This window comes from Arcicella lustrica (assembly GCF_034930985.1).
Lineage (GTDB): Bacteria > Bacteroidota > Bacteroidia > Cytophagales > Spirosomataceae > Arcicella > Arcicella lustrica.
Window position 1 is genome coordinate 257,075 of record NZ_JAYGIM010000011.1, and the last position, 20,991, is coordinate 278,065.

The following is a 20,991-nucleotide window of genomic DNA, read 5'->3' on the forward strand; positions in this document are numbered from 1 at the left end:
ATAGATTTATTCATTTCGATGCTTCTCAAACAATTGACAATATACCCATTTATCTAATTTTAGGTTTTTGATAATGGGTTGATGATAGGGCATTTGTGAGAGGTCATTAAACGTGTTCCATAGTTTTTGAGAACGACTATTCAATGTAAATACATTTCTGAATACTTGAATGATTACTTTTTCAAGGGCATGGTATTTCTTTTCGATTTTCAATTTTCGTTCTAGCGATACCAAATCATAACTCAAGTAATCAAAATTACCCAAACGATGATGAATCAATAAATTCAATATCCTGATTTCAGCATATAATGATGTACCGAGGTCTTCTTGAAAAACAGCTAGAATCTCATTGACATATTGCAGTGCTACTGTATAATCTTTTGTGAAATAATAAAGCCTCGCCAAGGTATAATAAGCTTTTATTTGAAGCTTGGCGGGTACCTGCCCTATGCTTTTTTGTATTTCGTTTAGCTGGCTGTTTACCCATGCAAGTGCTTGATGGGTTTGCTCTAAATCGTTATAAAGGTTAACTTGATATGAAAAAATAAGCACATGTAAATAGTATCTGGTACTTTCGTTAAGCGCAGGAATGTTTTGGAGTTTCGCTATGAAAAAAGCCATCTCTTCCCATTTTTCCATGGCTCTTAAATCGGTTAAAATACCTTCAATGCAATAGATATAATACATTGGGTTGTCTATCCAAAGCGTTTGATGTTGCTCAAATAAAGCTATCAACTCATAAAAAATAGCAATGCTTCCTTTTGAATTACCTACAGCCAAAAAGTAAGTAGATTGAAACTGTAAGTGCAATCGTTTTGACTCAAATGTTTTTTGTCTTGATTGCTGTAAAATCTGACTTTCTTCCAACAATAAATCATTGAGCTTTTCAATATCCGCCGAACTTCTGACCATCCCGTTTTTAAGATACCTAAACCATAGTATTTCATAAAGCATTGCTTGCTCATGATGGATATTTTCCTGTTTTAACAAGGTTTTGAATTGTTCTTGCTTACGTATAAGTTCCGTCTCCGTGATGTCTGAAAACTGTAAACTCACCAAGTTTTGTAGTTCTAATTTGCTAAGTAGTAAGTAAAAAAGATGTTTATCATGTTTAATAGCAAGCTGAATGGCTTTGGCTAATCGCTTGTTATACAAATCAATATGTCCTTTGTTGAATAGAATTTTACATTCCTGAATCATATTCAAAAGCTGACTTTCAAGCGAATTTTCCTCTTCAAATAATCGTAGACTTTTTAAAATATTGGCATACAAATACTTTCTTGCTGGTTCTATAGATTTTGACATGAGTTCATTGGCTACTCGTTGAGTTACCTCTTCGTCAAAATTTGAACAACTATCCAGAATATCATAAAGTTGCATAAAAGTTTTAGCCCCTTCTTGCATTTGCGTCGTTAACCTGAAATACCTTTTCTCTGCTTTTGATAAAGATTGTATTAATTTATATAAAAGTAAGAGTTCAGACTTAGCCATATTTATATTATATAATTATTAGTCGATTTAAATCACTAAAAATACAAATAAAGGTTAATAATATCATTTTTAGCCATAACTAAAAATAATATAAATTCTACTTTTAATTGAATTAATAAAAGGTATTTTTGTATAAAAAAAAGAATACAAATGGGTAAGATTATTATAATTGGTAGTTCAAATACAGATATGGTGATAAAAGCACCAAAATTACCCTTGCCCGGTGAAACAGTAATGGGTGGGAAATTTTTGATGAACCCGGGAGGGAAAGGAGCAAATCAAGCCGTTACATCTGCTAGATTAGGCTGTCCGACGGTTTTTATCTGTAAAGTTGGCAATGATGTTTTTGGGAAAATGGCTTTACAACAATTTGAAAAAGAAGGGATTCAAACAGATTTTGTGTTTACAGATGCAGAACAACCTTCGGGTGTTGCCTTAATTAACGTAGATATGCAAGGAGAAAATTGCATTACGGTTGCTCCTGGGGCAAATGCTTTTCTATCACCCGCCAACATAGACAAAGCCAGTGCAATATTTGAAAAGGATGATTTAATATTGATGCAGCTAGAAACACCCCTTGAAACGGTGGAATATGTGGTTAATAAATTTCATCAAACCGAAGCGACTATCATTCTGAACCCTGCTCCAGCAACTCCGCTCAAAGAGGAGATTTTAAAATACTTAACAGTAATTACCCCCAACGAAACGGAGGCAGAAATCCTTACGGGAATATCTGTGGTCAATGAGGATGGACTCCGAAAAGCCGCTAATATTCTCAGAGAAAAAGGAGTGAAGAATGTAGTGATTACACGTGGCTCAAAAGGAGCATATATTTTATCTGATGAGTTTGAAGGAATGGTCGCTTCGGTAAAAGTAGAAGCTGTTGACACAACTGCCGCTGGAGATTGTTTTAATGGTGCTTTGGCAGTAGGCTTATTTGAAAAAATGTCGTTGAAAGAAGCCGTACAGTTTGCTTGCAAAGCAGCAGCAGCCTCGGTCAAAAAGATGGGAGCACAGTCTTCTATTCCATATCGCAAGGAATTAATGGTGAGTTAACGTTATTACTGTTGACTTTTTTGTCATTATTTTAAACAAAAACTATTGAAAATCAGATTGATACACATGAAGAAAATACTATTATTGATTGCTTTACTTTCTACAGCATGCTGTAGCATTGCTCAGATGGCAAAAACAATTACCATTTCTCAGAAAGACCTTAAAAATAAAATAAAGGGCGGTTGGGCTGGACAAACCATTGGCGTAACCTTCGGAGGGCCGATGGAATTCAAATACAATGGGACAATCATCAACGAATACCAACCTGTACCTTGGTATGATGGTTATCTCAAAAAAATGATGCTAGAAAATCCCGGACTTTACGATGATTTATACATGGATTTGACCTTTGTAGAAGTTTTTGAAAAAGAAGGACTCGATGCCCCAGTGAATTCTCATGCGAAGGCTTATGCCAACGCAGGCTATGCGCTTTGGCATGCTAATCAAGTAGGGCGAAGTAATATTTTGAACGGAATCATGCCCCCGCAATCAGGTTATTGGGAAAACAATCCACATGCTGACTGTATTGATTATCAAATTGAATGCGATTTTGCAGGTTTAATGTCTCCTGCCATGCCAAATACTGCTTCTAAAATTTCTGATAAAATCGGGCATATTATGAATTATGGTGATGGCTATTACGGCGGTGTTTATTTAGGGGCTTGTTATGCTTTGGCTTTTGTCTCAAAAGATGTTCGTTATGTGGTTCAGGAAGCGTTAAAAACTGTTCCTAAAGAAAGCAATTATTATAAATGCATTGCGGATGTGATTAAATGGCATAAAATGTATCCGAACGACTGGAAAAGAACTTGGTATGAAATTCAAAATAAATGGTCGCAAGATGTAGGTTGTCCAGATGGCGTTTTTGCCCCTTTTAATATTGATGCTACTATTAATTCTGCCTATGTTGTAGTAGGACTATTGTATGGCAATGGTGATTTTACCAAAACGATGGAAATCACTACACGTTGTGGACAAGACGCTGATTGCAATCCGTCTTCGGCAGGAGGAATTTTAGGAACAATCTTGGGCTATGATGCCATTCCAGCTTATTGGAAAATGGGCTTGAAAGAAGCGGAAGACATCGACTTTAAATATACTTCTACGTCTTTGAACAAGGTTTATGAAGTTGGTTACAAACATGCTCTTTTAAATATAGAACGTAATGGAGGGAAGGTTCTCAAAGAATCTGTAACGATTCCAATACAAATACCAGTAGCAGTACCTTTTGAAAAAAGTTTTGACAACACTTATCCTATCGATAGAAAGTATGTGTACAAATCTTTGAAAGATGAATATTCCTTTGATTTTGAAGGAACAGGCTTTGTTGTAAAAGGCGAAACAGCAAAATGGGCATCAACTAGTAATTATGTTTTTGAGATGGAAGTATATATAGACGGCAAACTGTTCGAAACAGCAAAATTACCCACTTCATTTACTACCAGAAGACATGAGTTGACATGGAAGTACAAGCTCCCAAAAGGAAAACATACTGTATCCTTAAAATTATTGAACCCTTCTGCTGAACACGATTGTAGAATAACAGATATTTTAATTTATAGTGACCAACCCAATAGTATAGCCAATGAAAATGTATTTAGATTTGGTCAGCCTATCAAACCAAAACAATAAACCACTCAATAGTAGAAAATATGTTTATCATTGAAAATTACTCTACGGCTGTATTCTTCTGTCTAATTACGATGCTCTGCTGGGGGTCTTGGGCAAATACTCAAAAACTCACAGCAAACAACTGGCGTTTCGAGCTTTTTTATTGGGATTATGTAGTAGGTATCCTACTAACCGCTTTTATTTTGGCAATTACACTTGGGAGTCATGGTGAAAAAGGAAGGGATTTCTTTAGTGATTTCCAGCAGGCTTCTAATGAGAATATGGGTTCTGCCATTATTGGTGGCATTATTTTCAACGCTGCCAATATCTTACTAACTGCTGCAATGGCAATTGCAGGGATGTCGGTAGCATTTCCTGTAGGTATTGGTTTAGCATTAGTCATTGGGGTAATTGTTAATTATTTAGACCATCCACTAGGCAATGGAATACTTTTGACGATAGGAGTTGGGCTTATCACGCTGGCAATTTTACTCAATGCAAAGGTATATCGTACCTCTTCGGCAAGTAATAAAGTTTCAACGAAGGGATTGGCACTGTCAGTAATAAGTGGTTTGTTGATGGGCTTGTTTTATAAATACGTAGCCAATGCCATGTTTCCAGATTTTGAAGTACCAGAAGTTGGTAAATTGAGTCCCTATACGGCTATTTTCTTTTTTGCCATCGGCATATTATTAAGCAACTTTATATTCAACACTATATTGATTTATCGTCCGTTTGTAGGCGATTCGCTCAATTATAAGGCATATTGGCAAGGAAGTTTCAAAAGTCATAGTATGGGAATTTTGGGCGGAACGATTTGGTGTTTGGGTATGGCATTCAATATTATTGCTAGTGGAAAAGCTGGGCCTGCCATTTCGTATGGACTTGGCCAAGGAGCGACCATTGTAGCAGCTATTTGGGGAATTTATGTTTGGAAGGAATTCAAAAATGCTAGTAAAAGCACGAATGTTCTATTGAATATAATGTTACTTTTCTACCTTTTAGGATTAGGGATGATTATTTTGGCTAGGTGAAATACACTGATGTCTTAAACTTCCAATACGTCGTTTTTTGATACTCGATTTATAAGGCAATTTGGTTCACACCATTTTGCCTTTTTTTGTAATTAATATTACTTTGTGTTTTCCTTCTTTGGTCATATCTCGCTTGCGACTACCTTTTCTTCCTTAAATATTAGCTTTAGCAAGTTTTGTAGAAATCGGAGTAAAAATTATATTTTTATAATATTATTTTAAACAATATTGTGAGTGTTTTGATATGTATTCTTACATTTGTGTCTGTTTTACACATTTTGTTTTTCATTTGCCTCAATCAAAGGTTAAGGGTGATAATTATTTTTGTTTTATATAGCCTCTTTTAAATACTTGCTTTTCGAATAGATATTGTTTCTATTGTGTAAGTAAATAACTTGATTAATCATGACAAATAAATACCTCCTAGTATTTTTACTTTTGTTGTTCGAACAATCTTTTGGACAAGTAAAAAACTATAATTTTATCAATCTCAATAGCAAAACTGGGCTTTCTTCCAATACTGTAAATACTATCTTAAAAGATAAGTATGGGTTTATGTGGTTTGGAACCGATGATGGCTTAAATAAATTTGATGGGCAAAATTTTGTAGTGTATCGCCATAGCGAAACAGATTCCTCTACTATTGGGAGAGGGGTCGTTACGGCTATGCAAGAAGACAAAGAGGGAAATCTATGGATTGGAACGAACATTACGCTGTCGTTATACAATAGAAGTTTAAACAATTTTATCAATTATGATTTTAGTAAATTAGGCTGGATTAGAAGTTTACAAGCAGATGATCTCGGAAATATTTGGGTTGGTACATACGCTGGTTTGTATTATTTTAATCCCAAGACAAAAAAAATAATTACTTATAAAGCCAATCCGCAGAGAAAAGATCAGTTAAACTCTAATGTAATTTTATCTGTATTTGAAGACAGTAAAAATAGGATTTGGGTTGGTACTAATGCTGGTTTACATTTGCTTAATCCCCAAAATGGGAATTTCACTCGTTTTGTACATAGTAGAGAAAATCCATTAACTATTTCAAATGATATTGTACGTTCTTTGGTAGAAGACAAGGTTGGGAATATTTGGGTTGGTACAGGTGAAGGGCTGAATAAAATGGATGTAGCAAACAAGACTTTTAAACATTTTAAAGGTATTGATTCTGATGTTCAAACACTCAGCAATAATAGCATTTATAAAATTGCTTTCGATAAAGATGGGAAATTATGGGTAGGAACAGAAGATGGACTAAACATTTTTAACCCAAACACTGGTAAAACGTTTCGAGTAGATAAGTTGACGTCAAAAAAGTATAGTGGCGTAGGAAGTTTCGTTGGGCGTTCAGTAAAAGATATTTACTTAGATGATAGAGGCATTTATTGGATTGGTACAATTCAGGGTGGAGTAAACAAATATGATACCAACCTAGCATTTTTCAACCATTTAAGGTTTAATCCGCTGGATGTAAATGGCTTTAGTGCTGGCGCTGTTTCGTCCTTTGCAGAAGGCCCTGATGGAGATATTTTTATCGGTACAGATGAGAATGGACTCAATCTTTTCAATAGAAATACGAAGCTTATCAAAGAAATTCCACTGTTTGGAAAAGAGAGAAAAAAAGATGCTATTTTATCTCTGGCATATTCGGCTAACAAATTATGGATAGGAACTGCACTTTATGGAATCTATGTGATGAATCTATCAAACAACACTATAAAGAATATTAATATTCCGAAAAGTAAAACAGACAATGCCAATATTCCTATCAATTGTTTGAAAGTAGATAAACTCGGAAATGTTTGGATTGGTACTAATGGAAATGGGTTTTATAAGTATCATACACAAACGGGTGTTTTACTTCATTTTAATGAAATATTGAATCAAAAGAATGTCCGAAACATATCAACGAATGGCTATATTACTGCTATTGATGAAGATAAAAAGGGGAATATATGGATTGGAGCAACAGGCAGTGGCTTGGCGATGTACAATCCAACATTAAACAAAATTAACTTTTTTAGACATGATAATAGCAACCTTCCATTAGACATTGTACAGGCTGTTCATTGCGATAAATTTGGACAAATATGGGTTGGTGTTTTGGGAGGTGGATTATGTCTGTATGTTGAAAAAAGTAAAAAATTCCATCAATACAGTGTAAAACAATTACTTGCCAATGATGTGATATACAAGATATTAGAAGATGATTTTGGAAAATTATGGGTAAGTACCAACAAAGGAATTAGCGTTTTCGACCCTCAAAAAAAGATATTCAAAAACTATACTTATCATAACGGTATTCAGCAAAGTAATTTTAATATTGGCGCTGGGATAAAAACGAGTACAGGAGAAATGTATTTTGGTGGAAATGAAGGATTTAACTTTTTTAACCCGAAATACTTATATAAGAATCGGAATATTCCATCACTCATCATCACAGATTTAAAAATTGGGAATAAAAGTGTTAAACCGATTGAAAATGCAGAAATTACTGAACCCATTACCACTGCTAAAAAAATTGAGTTAAGTTACAAACAGAACTTCTCACTAGATTTTGTAGCCTTGAATTATACTGCTCCTCAAGAAAGCCAATACACTTATATGTTGGAGGGTTTTGATAAAGAATGGAATCATGTTGGATCTGTCACAACAGCCGTTTACACCAACTTAGACCCTGGGGAATACAAATTTAGGTTGAAAGCTAAAAGTGACGATGGCTCTTGGCATACTCCCGAAAAAGTGATTGAAATTATTGTTAATCCACCTTTTTGGCGTACTTATTATGCTTATTTTGCGTATTTATTGATTTTGGTAATTACTTTTTGGACGCTGAGAAGAAGTGCTATTCAGAAATTGAGGTATGAATTCGCTTTGGAACAAGAACGCCGTGATGTAAAACATTTAATCGAAAAAGAAAGAACCGAAGCCGAACGAAAAATGGAATTGGAACAGTTGAAGATTAAGTTTTTAACTAATCTAAGTCATGAATTAAAAACACCGCTAACTCTTGTTTTAAATCCTATTGAAAATCTCTTATTAAAGGAAAAAAGTTTTGAAAAACTTGATACCTTAAACCTGATTAACAGAAATGCCAAAAGGTTATTGAATCTTGTGAACCAACTTATGGATTTCCGTAAGATAGAAGACAATGAACTAAAGATAAATCCGAATGAAAGTGATTTAATTACGGTAGCTAAAGAGATTTTTGATTCCTTTAAATACATTTCCGAACGCAAAAATATTCATCTCGACTTTAAAAGTGCCATCAGTTCGTATTATACTATTTTTGATAAAGATAAGGTGGAACGTATTTTCCTCAACTTGCTTTCAAATGCAATAAAATTTACCAATGAATATGGAAACGTTTATTTCCATATTGAAACTGATGCTGGGAATGGGATTAAGATAATTATTGGAGATGATGGCATTGGTTTGGCTGATGATACCATAGAAAAAATATTTGATAGATTTTACCAAGTAAACAACAATGCCAATATCCTTAATCAAGGAAGTGGTATCGGGCTTTCGATTACACAAGAATTTGTCAAACTTCACGGTGGAAATATCAAAGTTGAAAGTGAAGAAGGTAAAGGAAGTGTTTTTACTGTTTATTTACCTTTGTTTGAAACAAAACAGACAGAAAGTAGCAATATCCCATTTGTTGTTGAAGAAGCAATAGACATTTACGAAACGAAAGATGAAGAAGTTTCGGAGCTGTCAGAAATTGATAAACCTGTACTGCTTTTGGTTGATGATAGTGAAGATATTAGAACGTATCTCCGAGATAGTCTGAGAGGAAAATACAAAATAATTGAAGCTGCTGACGGTAATGAAGGCTGGCAAAAGGCACTTTCAGCTCATCCTGAAATCATCGTGAGTGATGTAAATATGCCCAATATGGATGGTATTGCTTTGGTGAAAAAATTAAAGAAAGATAATAGAACAAAACATATTCCAGTAATATTATTGACGGTTCAGTCTGAAGAAATTAATCAATTAAAAGGTTTAGAAACGGGTGCAAATGATTATCTGACCAAGCCATTTAGCTTTCAGGTATTAAACATGAAAATCAATAACCTTTTGAATTTGAAAAGTACTTTCAAAGATATTTATGGCAAGCACATCAATCTTGAAGTACCTGACCAAGAGTTTATTTCTGAAGATGAAAAATACTTGTTAAAAATCTCTCAATATGTAGAAGACCATATTAGCAATCCTGATTTATCAATTACAGAATTGAGTAAAAAAATGAATACTAGTAGAGGAACGCTGTATAATAGAATTCTGAGTTTGACAGGCGAAACCCCTGTTGAATTTATCCGTTCTATCAAACTTAAAAGAGCCGCAATGCTTTTAGAGAAAAGCGATATGAAAATTTCTCATATTGGTTATGAAGTAGGTTTTTCTAATCCAAATTATTTTACAAGAGCCTTCAAAGCAAAATATAATGTTTCGCCTTCGCAATACATTTTGCTGAAAAGAGACGTTACCAAAAAAATGTACACTTTAGAAGAAATCATGCACTCTTAGCCTAGCCATCGTAAAGAAAGTATATAATTAAACGTTAGTAAAGCGTATTTACTTTGGGTTTCTTAAATTATCAACTTTAAACAGCTTAGGGTATTCAAAACTTGTAGTAAAGAACTGAATACCCTAAGCGATTTATATTTTCCCCATCATTCATCGTCTTACCAATTATCTTCCTATTCCTTACATTAGAAATAAATTACCTATTAAAATAGCATCAATGTTTAGATGCTACTTCTTGATGCCTTCATTGATAAAAGCCTCCATTTTATTGAGGTTGGATGCATAAATAGCCATTTTTTGTAATATTAATTGTTATAATTTAACAATTTCGTGTCATTTTGAACATATGTGAATCAAGTTTGGTAATATGTGCCGTACATTTTTTTTCTCATCTACTTACTTTACGACGTCAAAAAAGTCTTCTATCTCAAGAAGATTAAATAATTTATCAAAACAATCATATTTAACATTTCTTATGAAAAAATTCGACTATCTTATTTTTCAGCGGAAGAGTATTCCATATTTTCTGGTATGGTTTATTCTATTTTTATCTATTTCCAGCTTTACCGCAAGAGCCCAAACACTAAAAGGTCGTATTACTACGGACGCAGGGAAAGAAATACCCGGAGCTTCAATTTTAGTTAAAGGTACAAATATCGGTACGGTTGCTAATAGTAGCGGAGAGTATAGTTTTAACAATTTACCTAAAAATGCAACAATTGTTATTACAAGTATCGGTTATATCAAACAAGAAATTAGCGTTGGTACAAAAACTGTTATAGACGTTACTTTACTTACTGATACTAGAGAATTAGGCGAAGTGATAGTGGTAGGTTATGGTACTCAAAAGAAAAGAGATATAACAGGTTCGGTTGTATCGGTTACAGAGGCAACCCTGAAAGAAGTACCAGCACCAGACCTTTTGAATACTTTAAAAGGTAGAGCAGCAGGTGTATCAATTGTAAGTAATGGTTCTACTCCGGGTAGTCAAGCGTCTATTCGTATTCGTGGTAATCGTTCATTGACAACTGGAAACGGTGACGGACTTGATGGCCCTTTAGTGGTAGTTGATGGTATTCCTTTTGGTGGGCTGAATGACATCAACCCAGATGATATTTCAAATATTGAAATTCTTAAAGATGCTTCAGCAACGGCTATTTATGGTTCTCGTGGTGCTGGTGGGGTTATTTTAGTGACGACTAAAAGAGGAAAAATCGGCAAACCTGTATTTACTTATGACGGCTATCATGGTATAACAAACATGATGGGCAAGTACAACGTAATGAACGGAGAACAATATGCTAAGTTCAAAGATTTATCAGCGACTTATAATACTCAAGGTGCAGGAACAACAGCTTATCCTTTAACTGAAGAGGAAAAAGCAAATTTAGCTGCTGGAGTTTCGACTGACTGGCAAGATTTATTGTACAAACAAGGGTTTAATACAAGCCATCAACTTGGTTTACAAGGTGGTTTAGAAAATACGCAATATGGTATGGGAATTGGTTATTTCAACGAAACAGGGATTTTGCCAAACCAAAATTTCGACCGTATGACTATCCGTGCAACGTTAGACCAAAAAATCGGAAAACGTGTAAAAATTGGCTTGAACACCATTAATACTTTAACACACAGAAACGACCCTGCGGGAGGGGGTATCCCAACAGAATTGGTTCGTCTTTCTCCATTGGTAATGCCGTATAACGCTGATGGAACAGTAAACTTGAATCCTAAAAAAGGTACAATTGAAGCTCAAGCTGTCAGTCCGTTGACACTTATCTCTCGTGGAGATGATATACTTTCTAATGAGCGTTCGATAAGAACTTTCAATAGCTTGTATGCAGAAGTAAATATTGCGGATGGTCTTAAATATCGTTTCAACGCTGGTCTTAACTTTAGCCAAGTACATTTCAATGGTTATAGTCCACCAAATACATTTGTCAATACAGGAACTGACCAAAGTGTATCAAGTGCAGATATTAGAAATACAGAATATTGGGATTTGAACTTACAACACTTACTATACTATGATAAAGTATTTGCAGCAAAACATAAAGTAGGTTTGACGGCATTATATGAAATTACCAAAAACCATAATTTAGGAAGCAATTTTAATGTAAAAGGTGTACCAGCCGATTATATTCAAACAGCAAACTTTGCTTTGGCATCTGGAGTAGTGACTGCTAACACTGCTTTTGGTAATTCTTTCGGAGAAACAGGTTTATTATCGTACATGGCACGTTTGAACTATACCTTCAATGATAAATATACGCTTACTGCTACTTTCCGTAGAGACGGATCTTCTACATTATCGCCAGGAAATCAGTATTTCAACTATCCTGCCATTGGTTTGAGTTGGAATATTATTGACGAACCATTCATGAAAGACCTTACTTTCTTATCTAATTTAAAATTAAGAGGTGGTTGGGGTATTTCGGGTAACCGTAACGTAGGTGCTTATGCAACTTTAGGGGCATTATCTTCGGGATATTATAATTTCGGAACGACAACTGCTGGGCAAGCACTTGCTTACACAGTAACAAGTTTACCTGCCAGTAATTTAGGATGGCAATCAACAGCACAATCTGATTTTGGTTTGGAGATTGGTCTATTCAATAACAGAATCACGGGTTCATTTGATGTTTACAAACAAAATACGAAAGATATTTTACTTTCTGTAAATCTTCCTCAGAGTAATGGAGCAGGTTCTGCTTTGAAAAACTTAGGAAAAACAGAAGGTAGTGGTTTTGAATCATCTTTAACGTTTGATATTGTCAGAAATAAAAACGGTTTTAATTGGAGTACCGACTTAACTTATTTCTTTAATCGTGAAAAAATCACACAACTTACTACTCCTTCTGAATTAGATAATAAGGGAAATTTCTGGTTTGTAGGACAGCCTCTAACAGTTATTTATGATTACAATAAAATCGGAATTTGGCAACAATCTGATAAAGACGATGGTACTTTAGCAAAACAAACTTCGCCTGTACAAGTACCGGGGGAAATCAGAGTTGAAGACGTAGATGGTAATGGCAAAATTGATGCTGCCGACCGCAAGGTAATTGGAAACTTCCAACCAAAATGGGAAGGTGGTTTTACCAATAGAATTACTTTTAAAGGTTTTGATTTATCTATCGTTACTTATGCCCGTATGGGAATGAAAGTGTTAGTTCCTTATTTGGCTGGAACATCGGGTGGTGGCTCTGGATTTGGGTTTCTTAACCAAGGTCGTTCTAATCAATTAGTGATGGATTATTGGACAACCGAAAATCCAACAAATGCTTTCCCTAGACCAAATGCTGGTGGTGGTGTAAGAGATTTTACATCGACAACACAATACCAAGATGGCTCATTTATAAAAGTAAGAAGTATTAATTTCGGTTATACTGTATCAACAAAAGTACTGAGCAAACTCGGCATTACTTCTGCTCGTATTTATGTGAATACTACGAATCCATTCATCCTTTATTCGCCATTAGTGAAAGATAAACTTGCGATTGACCCAGAAGGAAATGGATATGGTAATACAATCCAAGGCGGTAATTTCAACCGTGTAATTAGTGTAAACCTAAATAATCCGCCTGTGCGCCAGTTTACTTTAGGTGTAAATCTTAAATTTTAATGATTGATAACGACATGAAAAAAATAAAAATATCCATACTTGCCTGTACTTTATTATTAAGTTTAGGTTGTGAAAAAATACTTGAAGAACACCCTCAATCTCAAATCGTACCTTCATATTTCAATAGTCCAGCGGGAGTACTTGGAGGTATTGCAGGGGTATATAACGAAATTCGTAACCAATGGGGTACCGAAGGTTTTTCTTCTGAAATGCAAGCAGGAACAGATGAATTTATTCAAGGAGCAAGTAGTGGTGGTGGTCCTATTCATACTTTTAATGGACTTAACAGTACTAACTTTGGTTCAGCATGGGGAACATCATTTACCAGTATCAATACATTAAATGGTGTATTGAAGTTTGGACAAAGTATAAGCCTACCAGAAGCAACTAAAAAACAATATTTAGCCCAAGCGAAGTTTTTAAGAGCATATTGGTATTTTTATTTGGTTCAGACTTGGGGAGATGTGCCTTTGCATACTGAGTTTATAACAGTGCCGTCTCAAGCAGCCAAAAGAGACCCAGCAGCCGAAGTTTACAAACTAATCATTAAGGATTTAACTGAAGCAGCGGCCGATTTACCAGACAAACCAACGGCTCCATTTTTAGGAAAAGCTGCCACTAAACCTGTTGCTTTGTTCTTTTTGGCAAAAGCTTACCTTACACGTGGTTGGTTGACTAATTCACAAACAGACTTTGCCGAAGCTGCAAAAATTTCAAGTGACATCATTGCTAATAAGGCAACTTATGGGTTGGATTTATGGCAAGATTTCGGTGATGCTTTCGTACCTGCCAATGATTATGGTAAAGAAACAATGTTTGTCAGCGACCACTCAAATGATGCAAAATTCGGATATTATTCTGTGGGTGGTGGTTCTAGTGGTGGTGCCGCACAAAATCTTACGCCTTGGTTTACTAACTGGAATTACCCAAATAATAGTGGTGTTAACTCAACGGTAAATGCAAGTGGCATTTTGGTGAATTCAGGTACTTCATTAATGGTTCGTGATTCATATTATGGTCGTCCATACCAACGTATTCGCCCAAATAGCGTAAAGCAAACTGCTGGTGAAACCGCAGGAATGAACTATTTCCTTGACCAAGCTTTTGTAAAAAGAGATATTGATTCAAGATTTGCCAATACATTTTATACCGTGTATATCGCCAATCAATCAATTACAAATACTGCAACGGCGGCTAATAACAAAAGAGGAATTAGTTATACCACCCAAATAGGTGTTGATACTGCTGTTTGGCTTCCTGATTTTGAAGTTGCTGGAGCTCCACAATTCATTGGAACGAGACCATTTAAAGGAATTGTTGTTCCACCAAGTCTTTGGAAAGCTGATGTTTACCCTGCCATCAAAAAACACATGGACCCAAGTCGTGGAAGTAATTTTAATGACCCTTCAACTCGTCCAGTAGTAATTACACGTTTTGCAGAAGTATATCTTGTAGGTGCAGAAGCTTACCTTCAGGCAGGGAATAAAGCAAAAGCTGCTGAATTGTTGAATGTAATACGCCAAAGAGCGGCTTATCGTAAGACCAATACTGCTGCACAAAATACTGCGGCTGCAGAAGCTATGTTAATCAAAGAAGCAGATGTAACTGTTGACTTTATTCTCGATGAGAGAAGTCGTGAATTATTTGGAGAGTGGATGAGATACCAAGACTTAGTTCGTACCAAAACTTTGGTTAAACGTATTAAACTTTGGAACAATGAAGCCGCTCCTTATGTAAAAGACTTCCATCTTTTAAGACCAATCCCACAGTCTGAGATAGACCGTACTGTTGAAGGCCCTGCATTTACACAAAATCCGGGTTATTAATATTGATTAGATAAAAAAAAGCTGCTCCAAATTTTATATTTGGGGCAGCTTTTTACTTGATAGATTCATTTCTAAACAACTTTAAAATTTTATGGATAATGATTATGCTTCCCAGATTTTGAACTCGTTTTTGTAATATTATTTATATTTATTTGACAATTTCATGTTTATTGAACATTAGGTGCTCATATTTACTTATTTGTGCTACTCAATTTTTTATCTATTCACTTACTTTGCAACATCAAAAGTCTTCTTGAATATGTTTGACAACGATAAATATGCGATCCTCATATAGTACGTATATTTATAATAGAACATAAGAAGTTGTTTATAAAAAATCAAAAATTATAAATTTTATAGTGCTTTTACGCTTGATGACAAGCTACAGTTTTGTGCGAGGAAAATCGACTATAAAACTTCTTGAATCGAAAGAAATGGTACTTTTTGATGTATTAATAAGTAAAAAGTAAAATCTATACATTTCAACAAAATAAGTCTTTAAATTGAAATTTTAGTACTATGAAAATAAAAGCTTTCGTTTTGATATTAACATATTTGATTACAGTCAATATTACAAATGCCCAAAATACTACTTTGAAAAACCCCATTATGACGGGTTTTTATCCTGACCCAAGTATTGTACAAGTAGGGAAAGACTATTACCTTATCAATTCTACCTTTTCATATTTTCCAGGGATTCCAGTTATGCACAGTCGTGACCTCAAAAATTGGAAACAAATAGGTAATGTAATTGATCGTCCATCTCAAATGGATTTTATGGGAGAGCGTATGACTCGTGGGCTTTTTGCTCCTGCTATTAGTTATTATAATGGTATTTTCTACGTAACCTGTACCGACATTGACCACGATGGAAACTTTGTAGTAACTGCTACAAACCCTGCTGGCCCATGGAGTAACCCTATAAAGCTACCACAAGTAAGAGGAATTGACCCTTCGCTTTACTTTGATGAAGAAACTGACAAAGCCTATATCATTTACAATAGTGACGCACCGAACAATAAACCGCTTTATTCTGGACACCGTACTATTCGTATATACGAATTCGACTACAAAAACTTAAAAGTTGTAGGTGAAGAACAGCAATTGGTAAATGGTGGGGTTGACATCAGTAAAAAACCTGTATGGATTGAAGGCCCACACATTATGAAACGTTTTGGTTGGTATTACTTATATGCTGCGGAAGGAGGTACTTCTGTCAATCACTCAGAGGTAATTCTTAGAAGTAAATCTGTTTGGGGACCTTACGTTCCTTATGAAAATAACCCGATTTTAACACAAAGAGATTTACCAGCAAACCGCAAAGATCCCGTTACTTCGGCTGGACATGCTCAGTTTGTCGATGGTCCTGATGGCAAAACTTATGCTATTTTCCTTGCGGTTCGTCCTTACGAAGGTGATTATTATAATACAGGACGTGAAACATTTATTGCTCCTGTAGAATGGAAAGATGAATGGCCAATTATTAACCCATATAGCAAGGAAATTAAATATAGCTATGCGACTGATTTTAAGGAAGTAAAGCAAAAAGGAGCTTTACCACAATCGGGAAATTTTGCCTATAACCTCAATTTCGACAAAAAGCTTGACCCATCGCTTTTATTTATGAGAACGGTTGATTCAAGTTCTTTTAGCCTTTCACCGAAAAAAGGCTTAACCTTGAAACTAAAATCGGAAACTGTCATGGATTTTGCAAATCCTTCTTTCATAGGGAAACGTCAGCAACATCTTTACAGCACTACCGAAACCGCTCTAAATTTTACTGCCACAAAGGAAAATGAAAAAGCAGGTTTGATGATTTTTCAAGATGAAAGACATTTCTATTTCATAGGAAAATCAATTGCTGGAGGTAAGCCTGTATTGCAACTTTTCCAAAGTAATCCAAAAGAAAAAACCATGAATTTATTGGCCGAAGTACCTGTAAGTTCAACGCAAAATCAAGTAAAATTGCGTATTAGTTCAGCAGGGGATAAGTACAATTTTTATTATGCTACTGCCAAAGAGAATTGGCAAGTCATCAAAGATAATGTAGATGGAAAATTCTTGAGTACCAAAACAGCAGGAGGCTTTATTGGGTGTATTTATGGAATGTATGCAACCTCATCAGGCGAGAGTAGCAATAATTCAGCCTCTTTTAAATACCTGAAATACAAAGGCAATGACCCAACGTTTAAGTAAACAACTAAAAACGATTGATACTGGTGAAAATCAAAACATTTGATTTTATGTTGCGTACTTAATAACTGATTAAAAATGTGAACAAAACGGTATGGTACAGCAGTTTTTATTCCTGCTTATACATAGTCAAAATATACAAGCTCAAGTGAAACAAACCCACATCCCATTATTTAAAACGATAAACCTATTGAAGCTAAATAATTGGAATCTCAGCACAAGCAAATAAATCAAAGAACTATGAAAACTCCAAGTTTTTTGTCGATTTTGACTATTTCAGAATCGAAGATACAATTTCAGAAAACTAGAATAAATCCGATGAAAATAGTAAAAAATCTTATTTGCCTAATTTTTGTACTAAACTTTGGTGTGAATGCCCAAAATAGTGCAAGGGTAAGTAGCCCTGATGGAAAATTAGTGGTTTTGGTAACGACCGAAAATGGCAAAATAAGCTATGAAGTAAGGTTGGATGGGAAGCAATTTCTTACAAAGTCACCACTTGGATTGCAAACCAATGTGGCAGACCTTAGGGAAGGATTAAGCATGAATGCTAAGGTAAAGGAGTCGAGAATCGACGAAAATTACAGTTTAGCGACCATAAAAAAATCGAAAGTTCATTATGTAGCCAATGAAGCTGTTTTTACTTTCAAAAAAGACACTAACACTGTTTTCGATGTAGTTTTTAGAGTAAGTAATAACGATTTGGCGTTCAAATACAAATTATACCCCTATAAAAAAGCTCTGTCGTGCGTAGTGAATGAAGAAGCCACAGGGTTTAGTTTTCCCACGGGAAGTACTACTTTTTTGTCGTCGCAAAGCAGGTCAATGGTAGGTTTTGCTCGCACTATGCCCAGCTACGAAATCCCCTATACAGTGGACGATGCAATGGGTCAAAACGGTCGAGATAATAACGGCTATACCTTTCCATGTCTTTTTAAGGTCAATGAAAATGGCTGGGTTCTGATTTCCGAAACAGGTGTAGGAGCTAACTACTGCGGCAGCCGACTCATGGGACAAAAAGAGGGCCTTTACACGATTGGTTACCCAATGATGGGCGAAAATAATGGCAACGGCACCACCACACCTGGCATCATGCTTCCAGGCGAAACGCCGTGGCGAACAATCACAGTGGGTGAAACCCTCTCACCAATTGTGGAAACTACCGTAGCTTTTGATGTCGTAAAACCTTTATATGAAGCCAGTCAAAAATTTGAATATACCAAAGGTAGCTGGAGTTGGATTATAAAAATGGATAGCCGAACCATTTTTGAAGAACAGATCAATTACATAGATTTTAGTGCGGCTATGGGTTACAAAACCGTTTTGGTTGATGCTCTCTGGGATACACAAATCGGGCGTGAAAAAATTGTAGAATTGTGTAAATATGCTAAGAAGAAAGGTGTGAGTTTGTATTTATGGTATAACTCAAATGGATATTGGAATGATGCTCCGCAAGGGCCAAAAGGAATTATGAACAATACAATTGCTCGACGCAAAGAAATGGCTTGGTTGAAATCAATCGGGGTGAAAGGAATTAAGGTCGATTTCTTTGGTGGAGATAAACAAGTAACGCTCAAACTTTACGAAGATATTCTTTACGATGCTAACGACTTCGGAATCCTCTGTATTTTTCATGGAGCAACCTTGCCTCGTGGTTGGGAGCGAATGTACCCAAATTTTGCTTCGAGTGAAGCTGTTTTGGCCAGTGAGAACTTAGCATTTTCACAGCAATTCTGTAATAAAGAATCATTCAACGCTACCCTTCATCCGTTTATCAGAAACGCTGTAGGAAGCATGGACTACGGCGGCAGTGCCTTGAATAAATTTTACAACGGAAATAATACGCCTAATCGTGGTTCCAAACGTATGACCTCCGATGTTTATGCGTTAGCAACGGCCGTTTTGTTCCAAAGTCCCGTACAGCATTTTGCTTTAGCCCCTAATAATTTGACTGATGCTCCTACTTGGGCAATCAACTTTATGAAAGAAGTTCCGACAACTTGGGACGAAGTAAAATTTATTGATGGCTACCCGGGTAAATACGTGATTTTAGCTCGTCGTCATGGCGCAAATTGGTATGTGGTGGCTATCAATGCCGAAAAAGAAACGTTAAAAAAGACTATAAAACTCCCGATGTTGAATGCAAATTCCGAGTACAGGATTTATGCGGATGATGAGCAATTAAACGGAAAACTTAGCAAAATTAAAGTGCCAACAACTCAGGAAGTAGAACTAACAGTGCCGTTTAATGGTGCAGTTTTGATTGTAAAATAAGCTTTAAAAACTATCATTATGGAAAAGCTTTTTTAATAAGTGCCCGTTATATATTAGGTTATATTAAAAACGGAGAAATTAATTTTCCAAGATTTTCCTAAATTAGCTAAGCAACGATTAACCGCATAGAAAAGCGTTTCCTTATTAAGGTAATCTATTGGGTCAATTTGTTCTTTTTTAATTTTATGCCAAGGTGTTTCAGCAATATTTAAGTGTGGTTAATATGGAGGAAGGTAGCCAATATACAACCCTCCTGAGGTAACCCAATGACTTTTATTACATCGGCTAATGAGTCCCCAAGATTAATTTTATAGCCTTTTTCAACGGGTATAGAAATATCTTCATCAGGAAATTGCCCAGCATGGAATGCCAACCATAGGGCACATAACCTTAATCTTCACTACACACATGGCTCTCATCACCGTAAAATAAATCAATGCGTCCTTGCTGGGCAAGTTGCTCTAAGTCAGCAATTAACTCTATTTTGAGAGCATAAAAATTGGGGACGGACTTTACCTTTACAACGAAGTCTTACTCGTTTGTATCGTCCGTCAAGGCTTTTAAAAAAGTTTTAACGTGCTAACACTTAAGGATTTGCCAGACTTTTCTTCCCATTCAGCTTTAGCGGTTTGGATTCGCTGGCGGTGAGTTTTAACACTTTGTAATATAGATTCCTTATCGGTTTCTTTATTAAGAATTCGCTTACATTACATCCTTGACAGATCTGTTAATTAAACCTTCAATACCCAAGTCTTTGTATCTTTTGACCCAAGCATTGACACTTACATAAGTCATACCAGTAATTTCACCCACTTCTTCGGATTTACGTCCTGTTGATTTTAGTAAAATTACTTGACATCGCATATGATAGCAATGTACTTGACTTGTTTTAAAGTCTTGTTCTAAGGCTAATTTAGCCGATTCACTTAATATTGGTGTATTGAATCGTCCCATAAAACAAAGTTAATACTAAAATGACATCAACTAATTTTAAACGAGTACTTAGGATTAGGAATAATTATTTTGGCTAGGTGAAATACACTGATGTCTTAAACTTCCAATACGTCGTTTTTTGATACTCGATTTATAGGGCAATTTGGTTCACACCATTTTGCCTTTTTTGTAATTAATATTACTTTGTGTTTTCCTTCTTTGGTCATATCTCGCTTGCGACTACCTTTTCTTCCTTAAATATTAGCTTTAGCAAGTTTTGTAGAAATCGGAGTAAAAATTATATTTTTATAATATTATTTTAAACAATATTGTGAGTGTTTTGATATGTATTCTTACATTTGTGTCTGTTTTACACATTTTGTTTTTCATTTGCCTCAATCAAAGGTTAAGG

The 20,991-nt window shown here is 35.3% G+C and carries 10 protein-coding genes; 8 read left to right on the forward strand and 2 right to left on the reverse strand.

The window, feature by feature from the left end; genetic code table 11:
• Positions 1-6: 6 nt before the first annotated feature.
• Complete coding sequence (locus tag VB798_RS15485; protein ID WP_323259901.1) at positions 7-1,491, reverse strand: hypothetical protein; 1,485 nt, start codon at positions 1,489-1,491, stop codon at positions 7-9.
• Between the two features lie 150 nt (positions 1,492-1,641).
• Here VB798_RS15485 and rbsK point away from each other — a divergent pair, with 150 nt between their 5' ends.
• From rbsK to VB798_RS15525, 8 genes are all read left to right on the forward strand, one after another.
• Positions 1,642-2,547: a ribokinase gene (gene rbsK / locus VB798_RS15490; protein ID WP_323259903.1), complete on the forward strand. Its 906-nt coding sequence runs from the start codon at positions 1,642-1,644 to the stop codon at positions 2,545-2,547.
• 66 nt (positions 2,548-2,613) lie between these two features.
• A complete protein-coding gene (locus VB798_RS15495; RefSeq protein ID WP_323259905.1) occupies positions 2,614-4,179 on the forward strand; it encodes an ADP-ribosylglycohydrolase family protein in 1,566 nt (521 codons plus the stop codon).
• A gap of 20 nt (positions 4,180-4,199) precedes the next feature.
• Positions 4,200-5,192: a GRP family sugar transporter gene (locus VB798_RS15500; protein WP_323259907.1), complete on the forward strand. Its 993-nt coding sequence runs from the start codon at positions 4,200-4,202 to the stop codon at positions 5,190-5,192.
• A gap of 405 nt (positions 5,193-5,597) precedes the next feature.
• Complete coding sequence (locus VB798_RS15505; RefSeq protein ID WP_323259909.1) at positions 5,598-9,728, forward strand: hybrid sensor histidine kinase/response regulator transcription factor; 4,131 nt, start codon at positions 5,598-5,600, stop codon at positions 9,726-9,728.
• A 475-nt stretch (positions 9,729-10,203) separates the two neighbouring features.
• On the forward strand, positions 10,204-13,353 hold the full coding sequence (locus tag VB798_RS15510; protein WP_323259911.1) for a SusC/RagA family TonB-linked outer membrane protein: 3,150 nt from the start codon (positions 10,204-10,206) through the stop codon (positions 13,351-13,353).
• 14 nt (positions 13,354-13,367) lie between these two features.
• Positions 13,368-15,179: a RagB/SusD family nutrient uptake outer membrane protein gene (locus tag VB798_RS15515; RefSeq protein WP_323259913.1), complete on the forward strand. Its 1,812-nt coding sequence runs from the start codon at positions 13,368-13,370 to the stop codon at positions 15,177-15,179.
• A 519-nt stretch (positions 15,180-15,698) separates the two neighbouring features.
• Positions 15,699-17,375 (forward strand): glycoside hydrolase family 43 protein, encoded by a 1,677-nt coding sequence (locus VB798_RS15520; protein ID WP_323259915.1) that lies wholly within the window; start codon positions 15,699-15,701, stop codon positions 17,373-17,375.
• 315 nt (positions 17,376-17,690) lie between these two features.
• On the forward strand, positions 17,691-19,646 hold the full coding sequence (locus tag VB798_RS15525) for a glycoside hydrolase family 97 protein (RefSeq protein ID WP_323259916.1): 1,956 nt from the start codon (positions 17,691-17,693) through the stop codon (positions 19,644-19,646).
• A gap of 702 nt (positions 19,647-20,348) precedes the next feature.
• On the opposite strand, the gene VB798_RS15530 is transcribed toward VB798_RS15525, so the two are convergent.
• Entirely contained in the window at positions 20,349-20,600 is a 252-nt protein-coding gene (locus tag VB798_RS15530; protein ID WP_323259918.1) for a helix-turn-helix domain-containing protein, read from the reverse strand.
• Between the last annotated feature and the right edge of the window lie 391 nt (positions 20,601-20,991).